Origin of the sequence: Amycolatopsis sp. cmx-11-12 (assembly GCF_046269425.1) — a bacterium.
Lineage (GTDB): Bacteria > Actinomycetota > Actinomycetes > Mycobacteriales > Pseudonocardiaceae > Amycolatopsis.
Map to the genome: position 1 here is coordinate 63,639 of NZ_JADNQM010000040.1, position 22,283 is coordinate 85,921.

The following is a 22,283-nucleotide window of genomic DNA, read 5'->3' on the forward strand; positions in this document are numbered from 1 at the left end:
AATGTCGCGGTGGCGAGGGCAGTTGCTCACTTTCTGCCAGAGTCCACTATGGATAGTATTCCAGGCGAACATCCACAGTAGACGACGGGTTGAAGGCGCTAAGCGATCTCCGATGTTCTGCGGCTGGGGTGCTGGCGCCGATGCCTGGGTGGTCGCGTTCTCGAGCGTGAATACGCTGCAGCTGTGCGCAGACTGCCGGCCGGGTTGGGTAGATGTATTCATTGCGTGCGACCGCTCATCAGTCGCCAAAGGTGCAGACTGGCCCACATTTTCCTCTGCAGGAGATGCGGGAAGTCCTGCTCCAGCAGCGGAAGGTCGCACGAGCTGAGCGGCTGACCGAGATTCGCGAAGCGGACAAGGCCGGTGTGCCGAAGACCAGGATCTCTCGCGAGGTCGGCCTTAGCCGGGCGAACCTCTACAATCACCTCAAAGGGGCCTCGGCGGACGAGTAGTCCCACAGGGCTGCCGTGGAACAGACGGACGACGAGACCTCGGATCAATCCTTACTGTCGGTTCCCAAGTGAACCGGGGGTATTGACGGGCGGCTCTTAGACCTCGGGCAGGGGCACGACGATCTCATCAGCTGATCGCGCGGTTATCCACCACAGGCTACCCATCCCGTAGTCATGCAAGGACCAGAAACCGCGTCATGGACCACGGTGTATTGCGTGCCTTCGTGAGCGGTCGCAGGCGTGGGACTGGGCACCTCGCGCAGGGAGCGCTTACCCAGAACGTGGGCGAGCTCCAGATGCAGTACTGCAGTGTGACCGTCATGTGGCTGACCGTGCCGATGCCGGTGGCAGTGAGGGATCCGCGGGCGTTGCCGTCTTCGACGAGCAGTTGATTCACTACGTCGTCGATCCTCGGTTCGGCCAGATATTGACGATCGCGTTTCGCGGCACCATCAAAAATAGCTACGGCCGCCGTAGGGCCACTCGGTCTCTTCAATTAGTTCACGATTAACTCGGTCATTTGGCGCCGGACGCGTACGTGCCAAATGGTAGACGAACGAATTGGCTGACAGGAAAGAGACAAATAAGACCAAGTAAGGAACAAATAGCGGTCCGGTCATGGTAGCGTCATACAATAAGGCGGCAAGCGAGGCGAACCAGATTCCTACGCCGATTATCAAGGATAATGCGAACGACGCCGCCATTCGTAGAGATTTTTCCCGTTTTTTGCCGGTAAGCGACTTCTTTCCGCTAAGACGGAGATAGACTGTTGTGCCGATGATGATCTGCAATAGAATTAGAGCCCACGCAGTAATATCGAGTGCGCCAATGGCTTTTCGTTGAGTTGCGATATTGTAGTCTTGAATCCCAAGATAGAGAAAGAAAAACATGAGCGGAGTCAATATTGTGGCAAGAATAAGACGAATAAAACTGCCAACCGAATCCAGGGCGAAATTGACACGCTCTGACGCAATGCTGAGACTGTCAAAGGTTAGCGCTATGGCGTAAAATAGAAGCAGTCCAGAAGCGGCGAAGCCGAGTCCTGCCACTAGCTCCAAGGAGGCAAGGCGGCGAGACTTTGGTACATCGCCAGCAAGGGCGGCGTACGTAAGACTTGATATCAGAAGGCCAACAAAAGAAACAATCAAGAAACGCGTTGGAGGGACAAGCGGGGTTGTCTCATGCGTGCTCGAACCCGCTGGAGATAGTCGTGCGGTCAAGAGAAGCAGAAGTCCGGTAAAGGCAAATCCGGACAGTACTCCCGCCAACTGAGAATACAGGCTTGCTATTTCAGCAATATTGTATCCAGCTTCCTCCAAAGCGCGGCCTCCGTCCACTGCTCACTCTGAATTTTATCGTCTCCGTTTGGTGAGGGTCAACGTCCGAGAGAGTGAGATTCGCTGAGGCCACAGCAAGTGATCATGGTAGCCGCCGGGAGACGTGTTCCCGCGAGCGATCCAACATTCTGGTAACGTGCCGACATCAGTTGACTCCGCAGTTCAGAAACGTTCTCACTGATAGTGGCTCCTTGTGACACTGGTTGGCAAACGCCAAAACCGCCGGGTTGCGCTGACCTGCAAGCTGTGTCGCCTCGCTCCATGCTCATAACGCAAGACGACAGGGCGGTCGCGCACGTTCATCCAGATATGGTATTTTCAATAACCCACCTCATTAAAGGGTTAATCATTTTCATGTTTGCACGTGTTCTATGCGCGCCTACTGGGTATCGTCAATACCACTTCATCTCGGTAGTCGCACCAGTCTGCACAGCACGACGGTAAGATCGCCGATGGCAACCTAGGGGCTCTCAAAAAATCCCTAGGCAAAAGAAGCGATATCGTTCAGTGTTCCGAGCCATCTCGACCGTTGAGGGGATACTTCCAGTGTTGCTGTCCTATCTTCGGCGCAATCCAGTGACCGCCGGGTACCTTGCCTTCCTGTTGGTTTCACACCTTGTGCTAGTTCGGCTGCTTTCGCTGGACCGAGCGGACAGTCTGCTGAGGTGGATCAGCACGAACCTCGACAATCTCGACACTCATCCAGTTGGTGCGCTGATTGGCAGCATCTTGTTCTTCAATGGCACCCTCACCGAGGTCTGGACGCTGGAATTCGCTGGCACCGTGATCACGCTCGGCTTGGGAGTCGGGTGGGCGCTGGCCCAACTCGAACGGCGACACGGTCCGCTCTGGACGTTCAGCGCTTTCCTGGCCGGGCATATCGGGGCCACTCTGCTTACGGCACCGATCATTGCCTACGCCATCCATCATGGTTGGTATCCGGTCAGCATCCGCGCTGACCTCGACTATGGCATCAGCTATGGCGCACAGACGGCGTTAGCCATGGTGACCTCCGGCTTGTCGAATCGCGCCCGCCCGTTCTGGATATTGTTCGTGCTCGGCTGGCCGCTCGCCGGGGCCGACTTTTCCGGAGCCTTGCCGAACTTCACCACCATCGGCCATCTCGCGGCAGCCGGACTCGGCCTCATGATCGAGGTGGCCACACGAATACAGACGCACGACAAATAGACGTTGACCGACCGGGCTCGCGTGGATTGCCTAGTCACCTTTGCTCTCGAAGCCTGAACTCGGCACGAGCGTTCGTTGCTGCTCCCGGCATCGAATCGGCATCAGCAGACCTTCCGCAGCGCCTGAGCAAATGCTCACGGGATGCTCATCTGCAAGCGGAAATGCTCGGATCGGTGCGGAAACTGCAACAAAGTGTACTTTCCGCGCCAACTTGGCCAAATCTGACACGCAACATCACGGTTTCCGCGCGATGTGATCGCTCGACAGATGCTGGTTTCCGCCGTACTTGATCGCCGCAACCAAGCAAGCGTGACCACTCTGCAGAAGAGGGTGCGTTCGACTGTTGGTGGCCAGTTTGATCTCCCCGCTGGCGGCCAGTGGGGTTCCAGAACGCCGGCCCATGCATCAGACCTGCGGCGACAGGCGCGTTCGACGGGTAGGGCATGATCGTCGGCCACGTCGTTGCGTCTGCTCTATCTGATCTTCTTTCCACTGGTGGGCCTGGTGGTGTTACTCGGCCGGTCGTCAGCGTCGAAGAATGTCGAGTTGCTGGTACTGCGCCACGAGGTCGCCCGTGCTGCGCAGAGGCAACCCGTAACCTCGTCTCGACTAGGCTGACCGTGCTGTGTTCGCCGTGTTGGTCCGTCTGCTGCCCAAGGCGGCGCGGCTGCACCGGTTGGTCACCCCGGGTACGATCCTGCGCTGGCACCGGCGCCTGGTAGCCGCGAAGTGGACCTATCCACACCGGGTCGGCCGTCCACCGGTCGACGACGCGATCGCCAGGCTGATCGAACGGATGGCCACAGAGAACCACAGTTGGGGCTACAAGAGGATTCAGGGTGAGCTGCTCAAGCTCGGATACCGGGTCGGCGCTTCAGGATCCGGCGGATACTGAAGCGGGCACGCGTGCCTCCCGCGCCGGTGCGGGACACTGACACGACCTGGCGGCAGTTCCTGCGCACGCAGGCCTCGACGATGCTGGCTTGCGACTTCTTCCATATCGACTGTGCGCTCACCCTCAGAAGAATCTACGTGTTCTTCGTGCTGGAGGTCGGCAGCCGCTACGTCCACATACTGGGCACGACAACGAATCCGGACGGCGAGTGGACTACGCAACAGATCCGCAACCTCGTGATGGATCTCGGTGATCGAGGCGACGACTTCAGGTTTCTCATCCGGGACCGGGCTGGCCAGTTCGCGTCCTCGTTCGATGCCGTCCTGGCCGACGTAGATATCGAGGCGGTAAAGATCCCTCCGCGCTGCCCGCGGGCGGACTGCTACGCGGAACGGTGTGTGCTCACGGCCAGAACCGAGCTCGCCGACCGTATGGTGATCCTGAGCGAGCGGCATCTGCGCGCCGTGCTCGCCGAGTATGTCCGGCACTACAACGGTCGACGGCCGCATCGTTCCCGCGAGCTCTGCCCACCACGGCCGACCCACCCCGTGGCAGACCTCAACTCTCAGCGGATTAGGCGACAGCGGCTTCTCAGCGGCCTGATCAACGAGTACGAACGGGCGGCGTAAACCTACTGGTCAGAGCCGTCGGCAGACTTGTGGAACCCCGCAGCTTCTCGAGCCGGTGAGATTGATTTGTCGTCGAGGTTGTTGGTGACTTTGCGTTGCAGGCTGTAGTGCCATCGCGGAAGTTATTTCCTCAAGCGAATTGGATCTGGTACCTCGTTGCGGCGAGGAACGGGTCGTAGCGGTTGTCCGGTGGCAGGTGAGCCGCCCTGCCCTGGAGCAGAATTGCCAGTGCTTGTAGGAAATCACCGGTCTCCCGGTCGTTTGGGAACTGCTTCGTGTGCTCGGCCAGCACCGCGCCGAACTGTTCCCGCCAGGTGTCCAGGTGCTCGCGGTGATTGCTCAGAGCGCCGCCCGTCAGTGAGATGAATCGCATGATCCGGGCGCTGGTCAGGCTTCCCGGCCACGTCAGCTTGCCATGGAACAGGTCGATGCTCTCCTGCGCCCGCTGGCACTCGGTTTCGTATCGATGGCCGGCGGGCAGGGCGGGGTCTTCGGCGCGCACGATTTGAATCAGCGCGTCGAGAAACTCTCGCTCTGGCGTGAATGTAACGTGTTCCGGCAGGGCATCGAAACGGGACTGCAACACACCCAGCGTCTGCTCGTGTTGATGCGGTGCGGTGGTCCGGGTGAGAACCGTGACCGTGAGCACGGTGTCGAGATCCTGCATAGCGGCGAACGGGGAATTGTGTCGATGGCTAGTGGTGAACTCATTCTTGCTCAGTGCCAGCGCCGCGATGGAATCGTCAGCCGGCAGCTGAAGCGTCGGAGGAAAGGCTTCGGCGAGTTCGCGCACCAGTTTGACGTACGGGTTGTCCTGGGACAACCGTTCCATCGGCGCCAGGTTCACCAGCGCGAGTACCGCGTCGACCAGCTCGATCTCATGCTGCCACTGCGGTTCGCGGCGTACCAGGTCGTCGCGCCAGGCGAGGATGTTGTGCTCCCACTGGCTCTTGGCCCATGCGATGTGGCGCAGTTCTGGCGATTCGAACCTGTCCCGCAGGAAGGCAGCGACGGTCTCCTGTCCCGTGGGCATGCCAGAGACGAACGACTCGGTGAACGCCTGGCGCGCACGGAGGCGCTCCGCGGCCGAGTCGAGCAGGTATCTGAGGTCTGCAACGGACAATCGCCCACCGAGACGCGCTAGGGCACCATTGCGCCGGACCTCGCCTTGTGCCCGTCGCACCGCTGCCGAGTAGGGGTGGTCCGGGGCGAGCTCTGGTTGTCGTCCTTCGAGCAGGTCGCCGAGTGCGGCGAGAAAGGAGGCTTCGTACCGCCAGTCCGCACCACGGGCCTCCATGATCGACAGGTAGTTCGTGAAATACTCGCCGATCCCGGACGTTTCGTCCAGCACTCCCGATCGCACCGACACGACGAGATCCACCAGTCGTGCGACGTCATCGTCGGGCAAGGTCTGGTCGACACAAGGGGCACGGCCCTGCTCGCCGATGGTGGTGGTAACCATTTCGACCACGCCCGCGTAGGGATGGTGAGCGGGAAGTTCCGGTGACTCGCCTTGAAGGATCCGCACCGCGGCGGCGTAGAGATCGGCGTCGGTGTGGCGGCCGATGCCACGGGCCTCTTCGGCCTGCTCGCCTAGTCGCTGAGCGAGCCCGTCGGTCGTCTTCGGCCGGTCGGTTCTCGCCGCTACGACCCGGTCCATCAGTCCGGGGAGTTCGGCGTTCGGTATCAGGCTGAACAGAACCGTGCCATTCGTGACTGCTTCGACTGCGCGGGCGAACTCGTCGTAGTAAGGGTTGTCCTCACCTAACAGGGGATGGTCTCCGGATGCGAGGGCGATGAGCGCGGCGATGAACTCCTCACTCCAGCGATCACCGCGCCAGGAAGAGTCCCTTTTCGCGTCTTTGAGGTGTTCTGTCCACTTAGCCAGTTCGCCGGGCTGCAAGACCAGCGTTGCTACGGTCCGTTCCACCAGGACGTGTGTAGGCAGCCGCTGGTGCTCGAAGAGTGAGTCCAGCAGCGCATTAAGGACTGCGCAATGCGGGTGGTCCGCAGGCAGCGCGGCGGGCTGGCCTCCCAGCACGCAGAGCAACGCACGGCAATAGTCCTCGACCGGGACGTCACTCCAGATCCAGGCGCTGCGAAGATTGGCACGCAGAGTGCGTTCCCAGTCCGCACGATGCCGGGATCCGTCGACAAGGACGAACAGCGTTCGCTGCGCCCATTGCAGGGCACCCTGGCCTGTCAGGTGCGACCGATCGCCTGTGTCGCGGAGTTGTTCCGCTCGTGTTCGGACTTCTGCGACTATCTGCGCGTAGCCGGTGCCCGCAGCGCCGCGTTCGGAATTGCCCAGGGTGACATCGATCAGGCTGTTGACGAACTCGGCGTGCTCGGAGTGCAGCTCGCCAGCATCTTCGATGAAGTGTCGCAACGCTTCCGCCCATTCCTGGCCGGCCTGGTCAGGGGACGAGGCGAGGCTGATGGTGCGGCCGATCAAGTAGGCTCTCAGGTCTTCCGGCAGCACGCCTGCGGGGTCTTCCAGACGGTCGGCCTGTCTCCGTCCTTTGACGCGGTACTGCTCAATTTCGTTGAGCCGGGCGACGTCCTCGTAGCGCACCACGAAGTGGCCACGGACGACGAACTCCTCGACGCTGTCCTCGTCGAGGAACTCCTCAGTCAGGAGACGCGCTAGGGGAAGCGCGGCGGCGTGCGCGGCGAGTGCCTCGGAGTGTCGGCCGGCCTCGGCATGCAGCTGGGCGAGATTGCGCAGAGCGGTGGCGTGCCCTGCAGTGTGACCGGTGGTGGCAAACAGCGAGATCGCAGTCTTCAGCAGACTGGCCGCGTAGTCGGGCTCGTCGGCTGCGATCGCCCCGGCGAGGAAAAGCCGGGCCACACCCTCGCGGTCGCGTTGGCCGATCTGCTCGAACTTCTCGACGGCGTCACGCAGCATTGTGGCTGCGGTACTCGAACTGCCGAGGGTGTCAAAGAGCCTGCCTAGACGCAGGAACGTCTCCGCCTGAACGTCGCCGAGGTTGTGCTGCCCTGCGATGTGCGAGGCGTGTGACAGCGACATGATCGCCGTGGCGCGCTCGGCGAACGTGCGAAACCAGTGGGCTTGCCAATCCGCGAGCTGGAGCAGGGCGTGGGCAAGTTGCGGTTCGTCGCCGAGGCGCGTCCACAGCTCCACGGACCGGTACAGCCACTGCGGCGCGGCGTCCGGGTCGTACTGGAGCATGATGGCGCCGAGGTTGCTGTTCGTCATGGCGGTCCCCGCCGTGTCGCCCGAGCTCTCTGCCCGGCGGCGGGCCTGGTACAGGCTGCGGATAGCCGCAGTTGGGTCGCCGCGGACGTGCTGTCCCTTGGCTAGCGAGTTGAGCAGGACGACCTCGTAAGAGGACTCGCCGAGCAACGAGCTGACTGCCGCGCCCGTGGACATCCATTCCGGGTGGTGCAGTTCCGTGCGCGTGGCGAGCAGGTGCCGGGTGTTCAATGCGAAGGTCAGCATTCGGTCGAGCCGTGCTCGATCCGGCCGCTTCCCGCTGAGTTCCGCTTGTACGGCAGGTACCAGGAGTGTGCCGGTTTCCTCCATGTGGGCGATGTACGGGTTCAGCTCGTTCCACTGGTCGAGTGGGCGTTGCGCGAACCTCGTGCTGATGTCGACGACTTTTGCTGTGTAACAGTCCTCTGCTAACGAACGATCTTGGCTGCTGTGCAGGAGGGCGCGGGCATAGGCGCGCAGCAATTGGTGCTGGTGGTACCAGCCAGGTGAGGTCGCGATCGAGAGCAGTGCCCGGTGCCGGAAGCGGTCGAGGACCGGCTTCGGGGCATCACCCCAGATCGCCTCGCACAGCGACCGGTCGAAGTCGGCACCATACGCCAGCACACCGAGCGCGCGGAATCGGGCCTGGTCCGCCGCGTCCAGCTGGTCGTAGCTGAACGACAGCACCAGCTCTAGGTTGTCCTCGCGAGACTCACCCAGTTCAAGACGGATACCTCGAAACGGGCTCCCCGCAGGGATACCTCCCCGATACAGGGCCAGCAGCTCTCCGAGCTCCGCGTCCGGTCGTTCCAGTAGCTGTACCTGCCCGGCCGCGAGCTCCATAGCGAGCGGATGGTGTCCCACGATCTCCGCCAGCTCGCGCAGGTCGCCCTCAGCCAGGGCTGGGAAGTCGGACAGCAGCACGCGAAGCATTCCCACTGCGTCATCAGATGTCATCGGATGGAGCTCGACGCCGGTACTGCGCAGTTGGGAGACCACCCGCCGGGAACGGGTGGTGATCAGGTGGACCGTCCCGGGCGGGGACGCCGCCCGCAGGTGTCGGGCGGTGGTGACCGAGTCGCCTTCCCAGATGTCGTCGAGTACTACCAGCACCCGTTCCCCCGGGAAGTGGTCGCGCACCAAGGCGGCCAACGTCGCTCGTACCCGGCTGACCAGCCCCTCGACCGATCCGTTGCCCGCCTCGAACTCGGGGTCGGCGTACCTAGCCCAGTCTGTCAGCAGTGCGACAGGATTCGGAGCGGGGCCGAGCGACGCCCAGAGGACGACACCGAACTCTGACATGTCGGCGGCGAGCCGCAGAGCGGTGGCAGTCTTGCCAATGCCTCCCATGCCGTGGATGCTCGTAATGGCCACATTGCGCCCTTGTGAGAGCGCCGCGCGAAGCTCTGCCAGTTCCGTCGCGCGTCCGGTGAAATGCGGAGGTGGATCAGGCGCGACAGGCCGCGGCCGCACCACTGTCTGGGTGACGACTAGGTCTCCGGCGACGTACTGCGTTCCGCCAATGACGATGTTGGCGCCGCTGACCGACCCCTCCACGCGGACGTCCGCAGACCGTTTCAGCAAGTCGTGACGGAGGCATTCCTCAAGGAAGTACCCGATGAGCCGGTCGAGTTGTGCGCGGAGTTCCCCGTCCTCTTTCGCCATGCGGGTGAGCAGGAGGGCGCCGTCGAGCGGTGTGCTATCAGCGGCGAGGGCTTCCACCGCACGCAGCAACGGATCCACGTGTGCCGTTCCGCAAATGCTCGCCAGGGCCTCGCGCAGGCTAGAGGAACCGCGATCGTCTCGCACACTCCACAGCAACGCGCCACCGACAACGCCGTAGGTGACACCGATCCGCGCGTCTACCCGGGCCAACGCCGAGAACAGCCCGACACGGTCCGGCAGCTTGGCCCGCCATCTAACCAGGTAGTCCATCCCGTGGCAGTGGCCTAGGCGAACTTCTCGATTGTCGCCGCGACCTGCGTGGCGAACGCCAGCACGGACGGGGTGACACTGGCGAGCCGTTCCGCTGCCCTACGCAGCGTCGCGGCCCTTCTGCGCACCTGGGCGGGCGCGACCTCGTCCTTTGCCACTTCAGCGACCGCGTCCTCGGCTGCGGCGTGCACGTCCTCGGCGTCCCCCTGACAATCGGCCGGAACCTCGCGCAGCGCTGCCGCCAGCGCCTCGGTCTGTGCCCTGAGTTGGGCGAGAAGTTCCTCCGAATCCGTTGCACCGCCCACTGTAATGGTGAAGTCGCCGTGGACGGTCTGCGTACTGCCTACAAGCACGTTCTGCCCGTGCACGTCGCCCCCGATATGGATTGACGGCTGGTCCGGCTCGCCGCTCAACGTTTCTCCCCTCGCAACACGTAGCGAAACGCCGCTAGCCACTCGCTTCTTTGCCATAGTGTCACTTCGAGTGAAGATTGTCACTACACGTGACCAAATGCCCGCCACGTCAGTCGGAACAAAGACTGTATGTTGGGCCGGTGTCGCTACCAGTAACCGCTGAGCGAATCAGCCACGAGGGTCCACGGTGGAAGCTTGGCAACACACTCTCATTGGCATGAGCGAGCATCTCCGGCACGAGTTGTTTTACACGCGAATGATGTTCAACGAGAACATGTTCACATGACACCGCCGCACCACGAAGCAGCCTCATCACCGGCAACACCGTGGCTCCCAGCCCGTGGCGACGATACCGGCATCCTGCGTAACAACCAAGGCAACGGCGATCGAGGAAAGCCGAGTGTGCTTCGCCTAGCGAGCTAGGGACGCGATGCTGTCAGTTCTCGCGGACACGAGCCTCCCCATCAAACACGGCGCGTCATTTGATACGGAGAAATGCGGTCGCAACGGATAGGGAAAATCATCTGGGAGATCGGCCAACCCCCGGACGCGCGAGAGAGGGCCGCAGATGGACAAGGAACGAGCACGCAGCGCAGCTGCGCGCCCGCCGACACCGCATGGGAACAATCGAGACCACCTTGGAGAGCGTCTGGGGCGTGGAAAGTTCGCTGCAGGAGATGAAAGAGTTCCTGACCAAGTAGCTGAAAGCCGAACGCACCGAACGGCTCGCCGACATCCGGGTAGCGGACAAGGCCGGTGTGTCGAAGACCCAGATCATCCGTGAGGTCGGCCTCAGCTGCGCGAACCGCTACAGCTACCTCAAAGACACCTCGGCCAGCGTGTGGTCCCCGACCGGGCAGTGAAATTTCCTGTGACCTGGGTATGGATCCTATCTACCTCGGGCGCTATTAATGGCGGATAGCTCTATTGTTTGTAGGTGGCGAGTTAGATCAGCGTGCCGTCCACGATCGCATGTGAGCGACCAGCGGCCTTAGTCGCTAGCAGTGCCCTGCGAAGTGACGGCCAGCGCGCCGCTATCTCTTGCCAGGGCTGATATCCGAATGTCGTCGAAGGGGTCAGTGCAGCACCAGCACTTCCTGCTTATAGGTGCTCAGTGCGCGGACGCCCTTGCGGGGTGTCCCACCGGCTCCGCTCGGTATGCGGCTAACTGGACAGGAGCAAGACGCTGTCCGCGGATTGTTTCAGGACAGCAATGTATGCAACACGTATCGATGCGAGATCCTTTGCGATGTTGATCTGTGAGAAGACCACTTTGAAGCAGAGGTCCCGCGTTCTCATGTGGACGCCGTCCGGCGTGGCCCCAGGGGCACACAGTGTCGCGAACCCTGTTCTCGGAACTCTTCATTGGGCTTCAGCCTGCAACAGATGCACTATGGCTCCACTACTGGCGCAGTATAGGTATTTGAACCGTCTGAATGCCTCCATCACTGCGTGGCTGGCTAGCTCTGCGTGATCAGAATCTATCCGGAGCCCGCGAGGGAGCTGTACGGAGCCCGTGTCGGCAGGTTGCGGGCCCAGCTCAGTCGACCCGCAACCTGGCGACAACGAGCGGGACTTGGCCGCTGGTCGGGTAAGTCTTGTCGTCGGCTTCTTGCGGGTAGGGCATGCTGATGTCGTGTCTGATCGATCCGGTCTTGCGGGAACGCGGCGAAGTCGGCTTAAGCCGCTTCGCTGGTGGTGGGTTGGCGCTGCGGCGGCGCTCGTTGTCGTTGCGGGTTTGAGTGTGGGATGGGTGTTGTGGTCGCAAGGCCGTGGCCTGGCGGGGCCCGCGTTGGCGCAGGCGCGGGCTGACGCGATTCGCACTGGTCTGGCTGCAGCTGCGGGTACTGGTGCGGCGTTGGCTCTGCTGCTCGCGGTACGTCGACAGCGTTCCACAGAGCTTGCGCTCGACCTGCAGGCTGACGACTTGGCGCAGAAGGAGCAGGTCGCTGCGGCGAACGCGCATGATGCCACAGAGCGACGTATCACCGAGTTGTATGCAAAGGCCGTCGAGCAGTTGGGTGGCGACAAAGCGCCGGTCAGGTTGGGGGGCCTCCATGCTCTGGAGAGACTGGCTCACGACAACGAAACCCACCGACAGGCCATCGTGGATGTCCTGTGCGCGTACCTTCGGATGCCTTACGCACCGAACACTCGTCGCATCTCCCGACACATGCCCGACCTGCCGCCAGCCGATGGTAGAGCCGATGATCCTCAGCTGGCGGCCGAGGAGACCGATGGCCCAGAGTTCGAACAGCGTGAGCAAGAACGTCAGGTTCGCCAGACTGCGCAACGGATCCTTGCTAGGCATCTCCAGCCGGTCCGGGATTCAAATGGACAGCCGAGCAACCCAAAGTTCTGGCCTCGTATCGATATCGACCTCACTGGCGCATACCTCATCGATTTCGCGATGAATGAGTGTGAGGTTGCCGCCATCACCTGTAACAACACGATATTTGCAGGCGAAACCATCTTTAGGGGGTTTGCCTGCGATATGGCCCTCATTCAGGGTGCGACGTTCATCGGGGGGCCGACTGAGGATACTTTCATGGCAGACTTCCGCGGTGCGCGCTTCGGGTCCGACGCATGGTTCTCGTACTCGGCGTTCGCTGGGCGACCGTGGTTCCACGCTGACGAGTTCTTCCCAGGGTCCCATTTCGGCGGATGTGCGAGCTTCAGCGGAGTCATCTTCAATCGCGGCGCACGGTTCGATGGCGTGTCATTCGAGAAGGATGTGGACTTTGCAGGCGCTCGGACCCGGGTGGACTGCGATTCGGGCCAAGACTGGCCTGAACACTGGACCGAATCCTCGAACGCCGAGCCCTTCGGTGAGGCATCCGACAAAGCGGCCGGTCGATGGCGCAGCCTCATCGCGCCAGACAGGTAACGTAACTACCGCACAGATCATCGGGCGGTTGCCGACACATGTCGCTCGGGGACGTTCAGTGGGACTGCGAGGCAGCATCGGACGAGCTGGTGTGTGTTACCCGTGCGGCTCCTCGTCCTGAGGCGGGGTTGACAAGGCTCCTCCCGCCGCGCAGTCCGTCGAATCCAATACTGAGTACCTCAGCATACTTCGAGGATCGCAGTACATGGTCCCGACGTGCTCGCCGAACGGCGAGGCCCCTCGCTGACAACGAGACCTAGACGCCGGTAGTAACCCCAAGTGTAATGTCAGCTAACAGCTAACCGGGGCTTGTCGCATAACGGGAATTAGCGACCAAAAGTGCAGAAGCGTCATCAGATGAAACTCGCAACGGAATTAATACATTGAGACGTGAATGTGGTCGTAGTGGCAGCCAGTGAGGTTGTTGGGGTTGGGGCAGCCGTAAGCGCTGGATTGGTACGTGCTCCAAGTCGGGTTGTCGGCTGACCAGTACTGGGCCTGCCAGATGAGGTAGCTGACGCCGAGATTCGCCTGGTGGGCGATGAGCCAGTTCGCGACTTGCCAGCCTCCGGTCACCGATGGCTGGCTGTGGGGGTTGAACATGATGTCGCAGGCGCGGCCCTGTGGGTGGTCGGAGTGCGGGTTGGCTGGTCGGTGTGCGAAGCAGCCGAGACCGTTCCCGGTCATTCCGTTGGTGCGCAGTGTTTGCACGAGGTTCAGGGTGCGTGGTGTGATTCGCCCACCGCTGGTGGGGTCGGGCATGGTGGCTTGTTCGGAGAGCCAGTCGGTGCGCAACTTGCCCGGCGTACCGGTTGCGCATGGGGCGCCTTTCGTGGCAGCCACGATCTGCCGGGCCGTGTCTTCGAACACGGTATATCGATCTGGAAATCCTGAGCGCTGCACGGTTTGAGCGGCTTCGGCGACAGGAATGCTCTGCCAGTTCGGCACGGCCAGCAGATGACGGTAGAACTGCTCGCTGCTGTAGCCGGGATCCATGATCTGCCCCGGGGTTCCCCAGCCCATGGACGGGCGTTGTTGGAACAGGCCGAGACTGTCTCTGTCGCCGTGGTCGAGGTTCTGCAGGCGTGTCTCGGTGAGCGCAGTGGTGACGGCGACGATCCAGCCGTATTCGGGTACGCCCAGTCGTTGACCGACGGCCACGATCGTTGCCGCGTGCGCGATTTCCTGAGGTCCGAACCCCGTAGCCGCGGTGGGAGCGTCTGTAGGAGTGCAGTTCAGGCGACTGTCGGACGAGCCGAACACGGCTTGCACGACGGCGATCGCTCCGCCGCCGATGAGGAGAATGAGCGCCAGGACCAGCGCTACACTCGTTCCGACGATCTTGCCCATGGCCGCTTCACCTTCGCCGGCTGCCGGAGCCGGGCGGGGCGCTCGGCAGGGGCGGTGCCAGTTCCGGGTGGTGGCCTGAGGGTGCGCTGCTCGAGGGGCGTGGTGTGGTGGGTGCCAGTGTGCGGAGATCGGGCCAGAGCGCGTGCAGACCTGGGAGCGCTACGCGATCGGCGGTCCCGGGCTCGTCGACTCGTCGCCAGCGGGCCGCGGCCATGTCGAGCGGGTCGAGAGCGGTTTCGCCGCTGCTGGTCGCCACCGGCACTCGCGCGGGCTGGCTGAGTGCGCGCAGTGCCTCGGCTAGCGCCTTGCGGGCGTTGGCCTCGCGCGCGGCACTGGGCATCCACACCAGCACCGGTGTGGTGATGCCCGTGGTGTCGGCCAAGCGCTCGTAGCGGGCTAGCTTGCCCGCCAGCCGGGATAGTTGCTCGGTGCCGAAGTCGAACTCGACGAACCATTCGATCTCCCGGTTGCCCTCGTGCCAGCGGCCGTAGCCGTCCGGGGTGACGATGTCGCCCCAATGTCGGCCGCAGCGGGTGGCTGACCACCAGGCCGTCAGGTTTCCCGTGGCGCCGGGCTGGCGTGCTCGGCGGATGAGGGAGGTGAACAGGCTGTTGCAGCCGACGGTGTGCGCCAGTTGCAGGGAGAAGGCTCGTCCGATCTCGCGCTCACGGCTGTAGCCCAGTTCCTTGGGGTCGATACCGGCTTCGCGCGCGAGAGCGACTGCTCCGGCGGTGTCGAGGACGTAGTGCATCGGGTGTGAGCCGTGGTCGCGGTGTGGCTGGAACCGGTGCACGACGCCCCATTGGTAGAGGTCGCGCAGGCGTAGGTTCGCGGCGCGCCGTCCGGGGAAGGCGATGTCGATGATCTGGGTGCTGGTGAGCACGTGGTGCTCGAACAGCATCCGGCACAGCCATCGGTCCCGGTCAGTGAGGTGCCGGACCAGCCAGGCGTGGTGTTCGGCGGTGTTGAGCACGCGTGGTGCGGGACGTTCCGGCCGGTGCGTGCGCAACTGTCGCTGAGGCGTGGGATTGCTGACCATGGTGACGAAACCTCCAACTAAATAAGCGGAATTGCATTTGTTGCAACATTGGGCAGATCGCTGCGACTGCGATTTTCGCTGGTCAAGCGGACAGGGCGAGTTGCCGCTGAGATGGATGAATTCACTGTGGACCTGGGCGCCATCGTCGAGTGCATCGATGTTGCGTCTGATACAACGGCGCGATGGGTCCTGAAGTGCCTGGTTCAGCGCGTCTTGTGTTGATGGAGAATGTCGTTCACCTTGATCCGGCGCCAGCGGTGTTCGAGGCGATGTTGGAGCGCTGGCGGCGGCAGCAGTCCGCGCGTTTCCAGAAGGTGTCGACGATCGCGCCGAGGCTGCGGTTAGTTCGCCGGATGGAACGGCTACCCAGTGGGTGCCGGTGGCCGGTGAGGCGTTTATCGATGACCTGCGCGGCGGCGAGGCGCCGACCGTGTCGTCCACGGCCCGGTCGTACGAGGTGACGGTCAGTCTTCCGGCGAGTAAGAACAGCTTGCCGATCCACTTTCAGACCGAAGACCAGTACCGTCGGCAACTGCGCCGCTGCCTCAACGACGACAGCTTCCGCACGAGGTGCGGATCATCGGCAGCCTGTTCGGGCTTTTCGGCCTGACGATCAGGCGCATCGTCGATCTCGCCGCCGATCGATTCGGCCGCGCCGACGGCGACGCCTTCCTGACCATCGGCGACCATCCGGTCTTGCTGCCGCCCAAACTTGCGGTGCTGATCGAGCAGCAACTCGCCAGCCCTGGGCTACCGGTCGATGGTGTGCCTACCAGAGGGTGAGCGCCCTGATACCTGCTGCCCACTAGTCGGCCTGGCAAGCCGCGAGGCGCTCGGGCAACGCAGAAACTCCTCCGGCAAAACGGATTGCCCACGCTCGCGGCCCGCAACACCGCGACGATCGAGGCCGCTGGCGAGCTGCCTCTGATCGTGATCGCCGACTTGTTGGGCCAAGCTCACCCAAGCCACCTGGACCGACTACCTCGCTGCCGCCAGTGGGCCGGCAGAGCGGTGTTCTTGGAACCTCAGGAATAGTGCGCACTTTCAATACTTGCCTTTCGTTAGGCAACCTATGCGCTGGCAATGAGGCTGCCGGGTCAAATTTTCCCGGCCAGAAATCAACAATCTTCCGGTCGAAATTTCGTACGGAGGGGCGTTGGCAAGATACGTCGAAACGTCTCTCTTTTATTGGGATGTCTCTCCCTATCGTTTGGTGTAGAATCCGACGATGAGCAACTATGCCAGTGCGTGTCTTCGAGATGTAGAGATACTTTTGTGGCGAAATATCGTGGATTCAAAGTTCATGTATCTGTTTACAAGGCAAGACTTCCGGCGCTTTTCGACATCTGACGAGGGCGGTTCCCGGCTAAAGAGAGTTTACTTGTCTGCTACTGCGAAGATTCTGTCCGACCGACTCGATGCGCTCGGCATCGGTCCTGCTTCTGCCGAATTTGCCTTTAAGGAGCTTACGGAAGGGCGACTTGCGCAAAAGCGTAACCGTTATGACGCATTCTCTTCCGGTCCGGACTATGAGGGCTATCGAATGGAAGCACGGAATTTGGGGCGAGAAATCGAGAAGCTTGAGCAAATGACATTCGATTCCTGGGTTGACCAGTTTGCGGAGATGCTCAATTCCCCCGAGGAGTGCGTGCTTTACGATGCCCCATGGATGATCGACTCCTTTGCATGGTTGATGAGTATATGGGAGGGCGCTGATGCTCGGTTTCTGCTTCGTGCTGCTTTGCTAAAATGCAAGCCGGATGAAGAAGTTGTTCTCGATTTGACGCGGTTGATTAATCGTGGTTGGCTGGACGACAATTTTGATCCCCAGGCGTTAGCGACGGATTGGTTCGCCTCTGTGCTGACACATGGAAGCCCGGCCGTGGTCGTCACTGAAGGCGGCACCGACGTCGAGTTTCTTCAAGCTGCCGTTCGAATCCGTTACCCGCATCTGAGTTCTTACATTAGATTCTTCGACTTTTCTAGTGGTGCCGAGGGTAGTGCGGCTGCAGGTATTCGAACTATAAAGAGCTTTGCGGCTGCTGGTATATCAAATCGAGTTATTCTTCTTCTGGACAACGATACCGCGGCTCGTGATGCGCTGAGAGCGTTCAGGAATACCGTACTGCCAAGGCATTATTGCGTTCTCCGCTATCCTGAAATCGATCTTGCTCGTCGCTATCCAACTTTGGGTCCGAACGGATTGTCGGAGATGGATGTCAACGGACTGGCTGGCTCTATTGAACTTTATCTGGGAGTGGACGTTCTTACTGGTTCCGAAGGGTCACTAAGCCCTGTGCAGTGGCGCTCATACATCGAAAGCATGAAAGCCTATCAGGGCGAAGTCATGAACAAGTCGACAATCCAGAAGCGGTTTCGTGAAAAGGTTAAGCTGGCCGAGTCGGATTTCGACACTGTGGTGCAGCAGGATTGGAGCGGACTCGAAGCCGTAATCGGCCGCTTGATTGAAGTACTGCGAACCTAGTTGCGGTCGCATGGCCCATCTCCGGCTGCGCTAGGGCGGGCCGCTTTAGGGGAAGGGGTGCAGGGCGGGTTCAACATCCTCCCGAGTGGCATGGCAATTAATGCGGCAAGTAGGTCGTGGATCGGGTCGGGAATAATGCAATATCGGAATAGCGCCTATCTAGAACTTGGAATAGCGCCTTGTCGGAATTTGGATTTTTTCACCACTCAAATTCCGACTTTTCGTCGCTATTTGAGTGGTGTCTGGATAAAGAGCAGACTCGCCACCCGTCGACTGGCGGGATCATCGGAAGCCGCAGTTCGGTTAGCAGGTCCGTGAGTGGTCGGACATCCTCAACGACGTCTACCGGCGGCTTAGCGAGGGCGGTCGCGGTGAGCCAAACGGCTTCGACACGTCCGGGATGCAACGGCTACGCGGTCTCATCATGGTCCAAGCGGCTGAAACCGAAGCTTTAAGGACCCCCGTATCGGGACCGGCTCGCCACATCCCATCGCGCGTATCGGGCTACTGTTCCGATCCCTGGCAGGTGACGCCCGTCGCCTGACTCCCAGCCAGCTGACGGCCGACCATCGTAGCCCTTTAAGACGGACCACTGTGAAGTTGTAAAGGAACAGGAGTTGGGTCGGCCGCCAAGATCACGAGCGCCGAGTTGGTAACGTCAAGCCAGCCAGGCTTGGATGGCCAACAGTGCGACGCTCGCCGACGGAATAGTGCAACCTCCAGATACTGCTCCTTCGCCAGTCACGCAAGGCGTGACAACGCACTGCGGGTATAAGGAAAAGTGAGTGGTGGGTCAGGCCGTGCGGCGGGGATCGACTGTCACCGGCCGGACGTTCTCGACAGGCGACTGCGTGCTCCGGGGCACGGTGTTCAAGCGCGCCAGCCGACGGATTTCCGTGGCGCGCCCCGGAATCGCCGGCGGGAGTTTCTTGGTGACCGCGGTGAACGGGGGCGCTTCTTCGCTGTCGAGCACGAGCCGGGCGGCGATGTGGAAGCGTCCGAGGTTGGCGAGATCGTGTTCGGAGAGCCTCGGCGCGGTGTGCCGGGCCAGGCGACGGGCGTCCTCAGGCGACGCAGAGAAGATGACTTTCGACCTGGCGTTGGTGGAGATGCCTTCTTCCAGCTCGCGGGTCAGTTGCTGGAGATACTGGTGCGCCAGGATTATCGACATCCCATAGCCGCGGGACTCGGCGAGCATGTCTTCGATCGGGTAGGCCAAGTTCAGGAAGTTGTGGCACTCGTCGATGTAGAGCGAGGCATCGCGGCGATCGTATTGAGGTATCGCGGCACGCCGGGTCGCCGCCTGCCATGTGCGGGCCACGACGATTGACCCGATCAGCCGCGCGGTGTCCATCCCGAGTGCGTCTTTGCCTAGGCGTACCAGGCAGATCCCGCCGTCGAGTACGGCGTCCAGATCTACAGTGGACTGGCCTCCGGCCAGTGACGCGCGTACGAACGGACGGAGTAGCAGGCCGCGGAGCTTGTTCATCAACGGGGCGATGACCTGTGCTCGGCCGGCACCGGAGAGGTCGTCGTACCAGGCCCAGAATCCGATGAGCACGTCGTCGGAGATCTTTTCGAGTGCGCGGTGCCGGAACGAGGACACTGTCAAGAGTTTCGGCAGGTCGGCCAGGGCGGGAGTGCCGGGGAGCTCGCGCAGGGTCAGCAGCCCGGATCGCAGGATGTCTTCGGTGCGAGGGCCCCAGCTGGAGGCGTACACACGGGAGAAGATCGAGACCAGGTTGTCCACAGTGCGGGCGGTGTCGTCGCCTTCGAGCGGGTTGAGCACTGGCGGCCGGGTGCGGTCGTCGGCGTCGAAGAGCACGACCTTCTTCCCGAGTCTCGAGGGCAGCCGCATGAGGGTGTCGGTGACCAGGTCGCCCTTGGGATCGATGACCACCAGGCCACGGCCTTCCTCGGCGTCGTCGAGGATCATGCGGGCCATCAGCTCGCTCTTGCCCGATCCGGTCGCGCCGAGGATGTGGAGGTGGTGGCGGGCATCGGCGACGCGCAGCCCCACCGGCCTGGAGTGGCCGGAGTCGGTGATCCCGATCGGTTTCACCCCGGCGCCTTCGGTGGCGATCCCAGGTGGGGGTGGAACCGCTTTCGCGCCGGCGCGCTGCAAACCGGGCACTGCCTCGTCTGAGGGAACGTGGGCCAGCGCGGCCAGCTCCGCGATCGAGAGCAGGTCGCCGGAGGTCAGGCGCCGCTCGGCCACGGCCCGGATCGGGTGCGCGAGCCGGACGCGGCGGTAGTAGTTGTGTTCGCTGTAGGCGGCGAACGCGCTGGCGATCGCATGTCCGCGTCCGCGCAGGTGCTCGCGCACCGAAACCCGCTCCGCGCCGTTCGCGTGCTCGTCGACCAAGGCGGCCACGGCGTACCGGACGCGGGTTTCGTACTGAGGGCTGCGCTGCTTGGCCACGATGACCCGGTCCTGCGCGGAGTTTTCCAGCGAGGTCTGGTGATCGATGACCGGGTTCTTCGCCGCGGCGCTGGGCGTAGGGGAACCTGCTTGCGGGGTGAGCAAGTCCAGCAGACGGCCGACGACGGTGGCCGAACTGCCCGCGCGAACGCGGCGGGCGGCTCGGCGCGCTGTGCGGACACGGCTGCCGGTGACCGATCGCGCGAGAATCTGGACGACGGCGCGTTCGTGGGTGGGCAGCCCGGCTGGCGCGCCCAGTAGTGCCCGGATCGGGTCGGCCGGGAAATCGGATCGGATCGGTAGGGCTTCGCTGCGTGCCAGCCGTAGTTCGCCGCCCGCCGTCTCGATCGCCTTCCCCGGCGAGACGGATAGCGGGATCGGTGGCTTGGCTGGCGTGGTGCGGGTGCGCGCGCCCGGCCAGGCGGCCTCGATCGCGCGCTCGGCCATCCCCGGCGGAACGACGCCGGGGATCCAGAGCCGCAACGCGACACCGGCGTGGGAGAACACGTACTCCCAGACGATGTGCGGCTGGCCGTGTACTCGGCGTTTCCAGCCGCTACGCAGCAGCCCGACCAGGTTGGAGTACAAGGCCGCCGCACCGTCCGGATCCACCGCGGGCGGGGCGAGCACCGTCACCAGCCGTGCGTCGGTGGCCATCCGGTCATGGCATCGGCGTGTCCACCACCGCCGTCCGCAGGCGATACCAGCCAGCGCGAGCACGAGAACCGGACCGAGCGTAGAGCCCCACGACAGTGCGAAGTCTCGCAGCGCACCGAGTACGGCGTGCAGCATGGCGCCGGGGTCGCGGAGATAGTCTTGCAACGGTGACGCGAGGGTTTGGGTAGAGAACATCTTGACTCCTTTGGCGCCAAGGAACCTGCGGCGGCGGTGAACGGATTCGGCGGCCGCTCGAAACGAACGGTTGCGTGACCGGCCGGTCAGGCTGCGTTGCCGAGGTCGATGTGCCCGCCGGCGCCAGAAGATTCAGCGCCGATGTCTACAAAGGAGCTATCTTCGGTGCTAAGGTTGAAGTGGTTCGCCAACTCGGCCGGATCTGTTGTGATCAAAGCGTTTTCCTGCGGAGACGCCAGTGACTGGAACGCGACTCTCTGTGTCCCGGTCGAGAGCAGACCTTGTCCCTTGTCCGCGGAAATCAGGAACTGCTTCTCGCCTTCGGACAGGTTGAAGGTCGCCACGATCTCCTCGATCGCTTGCGGCGCTTGTCGTAGGAGGATCTGCGTAGCCGCGTTCGCGATGATCGCCTTACCCAGCTCGGTGCCGAGGACGTCGCCGACATCTTGGGTCGCGATCGTCAAGCCCGCCCAGTGTTTCCGGGCTGCTTTGGCCATGCGGTGCAGGAAACGCGCTCCGACAGGGTCCTGCATGAGCAGCCATGCCTCGTCGACCGTGATCAGTCTCGGGCGCCGGATGGCGGGGTTGGACACCCGCCGCCACACCGTGTCCAGGGTGAGCAGTGTGCCGATCGGCCGGAGTTCGTCGGGCAGGTCACGCAGGCTGAACACGGTCAGGTGGCCCTCGGCCCTGGTCGTGGTCGGTCCGGAGAACATTGTGGAGAACGCGCCCTCGACGAACGGGTGCAGCCGGGCCCCCAGGTCCGCCGCGACCGGGTCCGCGGTGCCGGTGAGGATCGCGGCGAGATCGGCGAGCAGTGGCGCCTGCCGGCCCCAGGTCCGCGGGTCGCTGGTGATCCCGGCCTGCTGATAGGTGGCCATGATCGCCCGGTCGAGCACGGCCCGTTGCTGTGCGGACAGTTCGGTGCCGAGCAGCACTCCGATGACGGTGTGCAGGAACAGCGCCCGGCGTGTCAGGGCGTCCTTGGGGGCGGTGCGGCGCCCGTCCGGCCTGATGGCGATCGGTAGGTCGAACGGGTTGATGCGGACACCCGGGTCGCCGAGGTGGATGTAGGTGCCGCCGATGGCCTCGCACAGCCGTCGGTACTCGTCCTCGGGGTCGATGATGGATACCTCGACCCCGCGGTAGAGGCTGCGCAGGGTTTCCAGCTTTACCAGGTAG

At 62.6% G+C, this 22,283-nt stretch carries 14 protein-coding genes; 7 read left to right on the top strand and 7 right to left on the bottom strand.

The features are described from left to right. Positions 1-284 precede the first annotated feature (284 nt). On the top strand, positions 285-452 hold the full coding sequence (locus tag ACLARN_RS36830) for a hypothetical protein (protein WP_409496106.1): 168 nt from the start codon (positions 285-287) through the stop codon (positions 450-452). Positions 453-904: 452 nt separating this feature from the next. Here the strand turns inward: ACLARN_RS36830 and ACLARN_RS36835 are convergent, their stop codons facing one another. Then, positions 905-1,771 (bottom strand): hypothetical protein, encoded by an 867-nt coding sequence (locus tag ACLARN_RS36835; RefSeq protein WP_409496107.1) that lies wholly within the window; start codon positions 1,769-1,771, stop codon positions 905-907. A gap of 564 nt (positions 1,772-2,335) precedes the next feature. Between ACLARN_RS36835 and ACLARN_RS36840 the strand changes: the two genes are divergently transcribed. The 3 genes from ACLARN_RS36840 to ACLARN_RS36850 all read left to right on the top strand — a co-directional run bounded on the left by ACLARN_RS36840 (position 2,336) and on the right by ACLARN_RS36850 (position 4,501). After that, a complete protein-coding gene (locus ACLARN_RS36840; protein ID WP_409496108.1) occupies positions 2,336-2,977 on the top strand; it encodes a rhomboid-like protein in 642 nt (213 codons plus the stop codon). Between the two features lie 625 nt (positions 2,978-3,602). Beyond that, positions 3,603-3,872, top strand: a complete 270-nt coding sequence (locus tag ACLARN_RS36845) for a hypothetical protein (RefSeq protein ID WP_409496109.1) — start codon at positions 3,603-3,605, stop codon at positions 3,870-3,872. Positions 3,873-3,883: 11 nt separating this feature from the next. Further along, positions 3,884-4,501: an integrase core domain-containing protein gene (locus tag ACLARN_RS36850; RefSeq protein WP_409496110.1), complete on the top strand. Its 618-nt coding sequence runs from the start codon at positions 3,884-3,886 to the stop codon at positions 4,499-4,501. A gap of 130 nt (positions 4,502-4,631) precedes the next feature. On the opposite strand, the gene ACLARN_RS36855 is transcribed toward ACLARN_RS36850, so the two are convergent. Together ACLARN_RS36855 and ACLARN_RS36860 are read right to left on the bottom strand one after the other, a co-directional pair. Beyond that, positions 4,632-9,653: an NB-ARC domain-containing protein gene (locus ACLARN_RS36855; RefSeq protein WP_409496111.1), complete on the bottom strand. Its 5,022-nt coding sequence runs from the start codon at positions 9,651-9,653 to the stop codon at positions 4,632-4,634. 14 nt (positions 9,654-9,667) lie between these two features. Further along, a complete protein-coding gene (locus tag ACLARN_RS36860; protein ID WP_409496112.1) occupies positions 9,668-10,066 on the bottom strand; it encodes a hypothetical protein in 399 nt (132 codons plus the stop codon). Between the two features lie 1,858 nt (positions 10,067-11,924). On the opposite strand from ACLARN_RS36860, the gene ACLARN_RS36865 reads away from it, so the two are divergent. After that, the gene (locus ACLARN_RS36865; RefSeq protein ID WP_409496113.1) at positions 11,925-12,953 is read left to right on the top strand and encodes a pentapeptide repeat-containing protein; all 1,029 of its coding nucleotides are present in this window, start codon (positions 11,925-11,927) and stop codon (positions 12,951-12,953) included. A gap of 375 nt (positions 12,954-13,328) precedes the next feature. Here ACLARN_RS36865 and ACLARN_RS36870 read toward each other — a convergent pair whose 3' ends face one another. Next, the gene (locus ACLARN_RS36870; RefSeq protein WP_409496114.1) at positions 13,329-14,303 is read right to left on the bottom strand and encodes a hypothetical protein; all 975 of its coding nucleotides are present in this window, start codon (positions 14,301-14,303) and stop codon (positions 13,329-13,331) included. Between the two features lie 7 nt (positions 14,304-14,310). Continuing rightward, positions 14,311-15,342 (bottom strand): replication-relaxation family protein, encoded by a 1,032-nt coding sequence (locus tag ACLARN_RS36875; protein WP_409496115.1) that lies wholly within the window; start codon positions 15,340-15,342, stop codon positions 14,311-14,313. A 570-nt stretch (positions 15,343-15,912) separates the two neighbouring features. Between ACLARN_RS36875 and ACLARN_RS36880 the strand changes: the two genes are divergently transcribed. Further along, the gene (locus tag ACLARN_RS36880) at positions 15,913-16,125 is read left to right on the top strand and encodes a hypothetical protein (RefSeq protein ID WP_409496116.1); all 213 of its coding nucleotides are present in this window, start codon (positions 15,913-15,915) and stop codon (positions 16,123-16,125) included. 445 nt (positions 16,126-16,570) lie between these two features. Further along, positions 16,571-17,827: a HEPN/Toprim-associated domain-containing protein gene (locus ACLARN_RS36885; RefSeq protein WP_409496117.1), complete on the top strand. Its 1,257-nt coding sequence runs from the start codon at positions 16,571-16,573 to the stop codon at positions 17,825-17,827. Between the two features lie 793 nt (positions 17,828-18,620). On the opposite strand, the gene ACLARN_RS36890 is transcribed toward ACLARN_RS36885, so the two are convergent. Continuing rightward, positions 18,621-21,101: a type IV secretory system conjugative DNA transfer family protein gene (locus ACLARN_RS36890; RefSeq protein WP_409496118.1), complete on the bottom strand. Its 2,481-nt coding sequence runs from the start codon at positions 21,099-21,101 to the stop codon at positions 18,621-18,623. Positions 21,102-21,187: 86 nt separating this feature from the next. After that, positions 21,188-22,283, bottom strand: a 1,096-nt coding sequence (locus ACLARN_RS36895; protein WP_409496119.1) for a VirB4 family type IV secretion system protein, incomplete at its 5' end; no start/stop codon positions are given.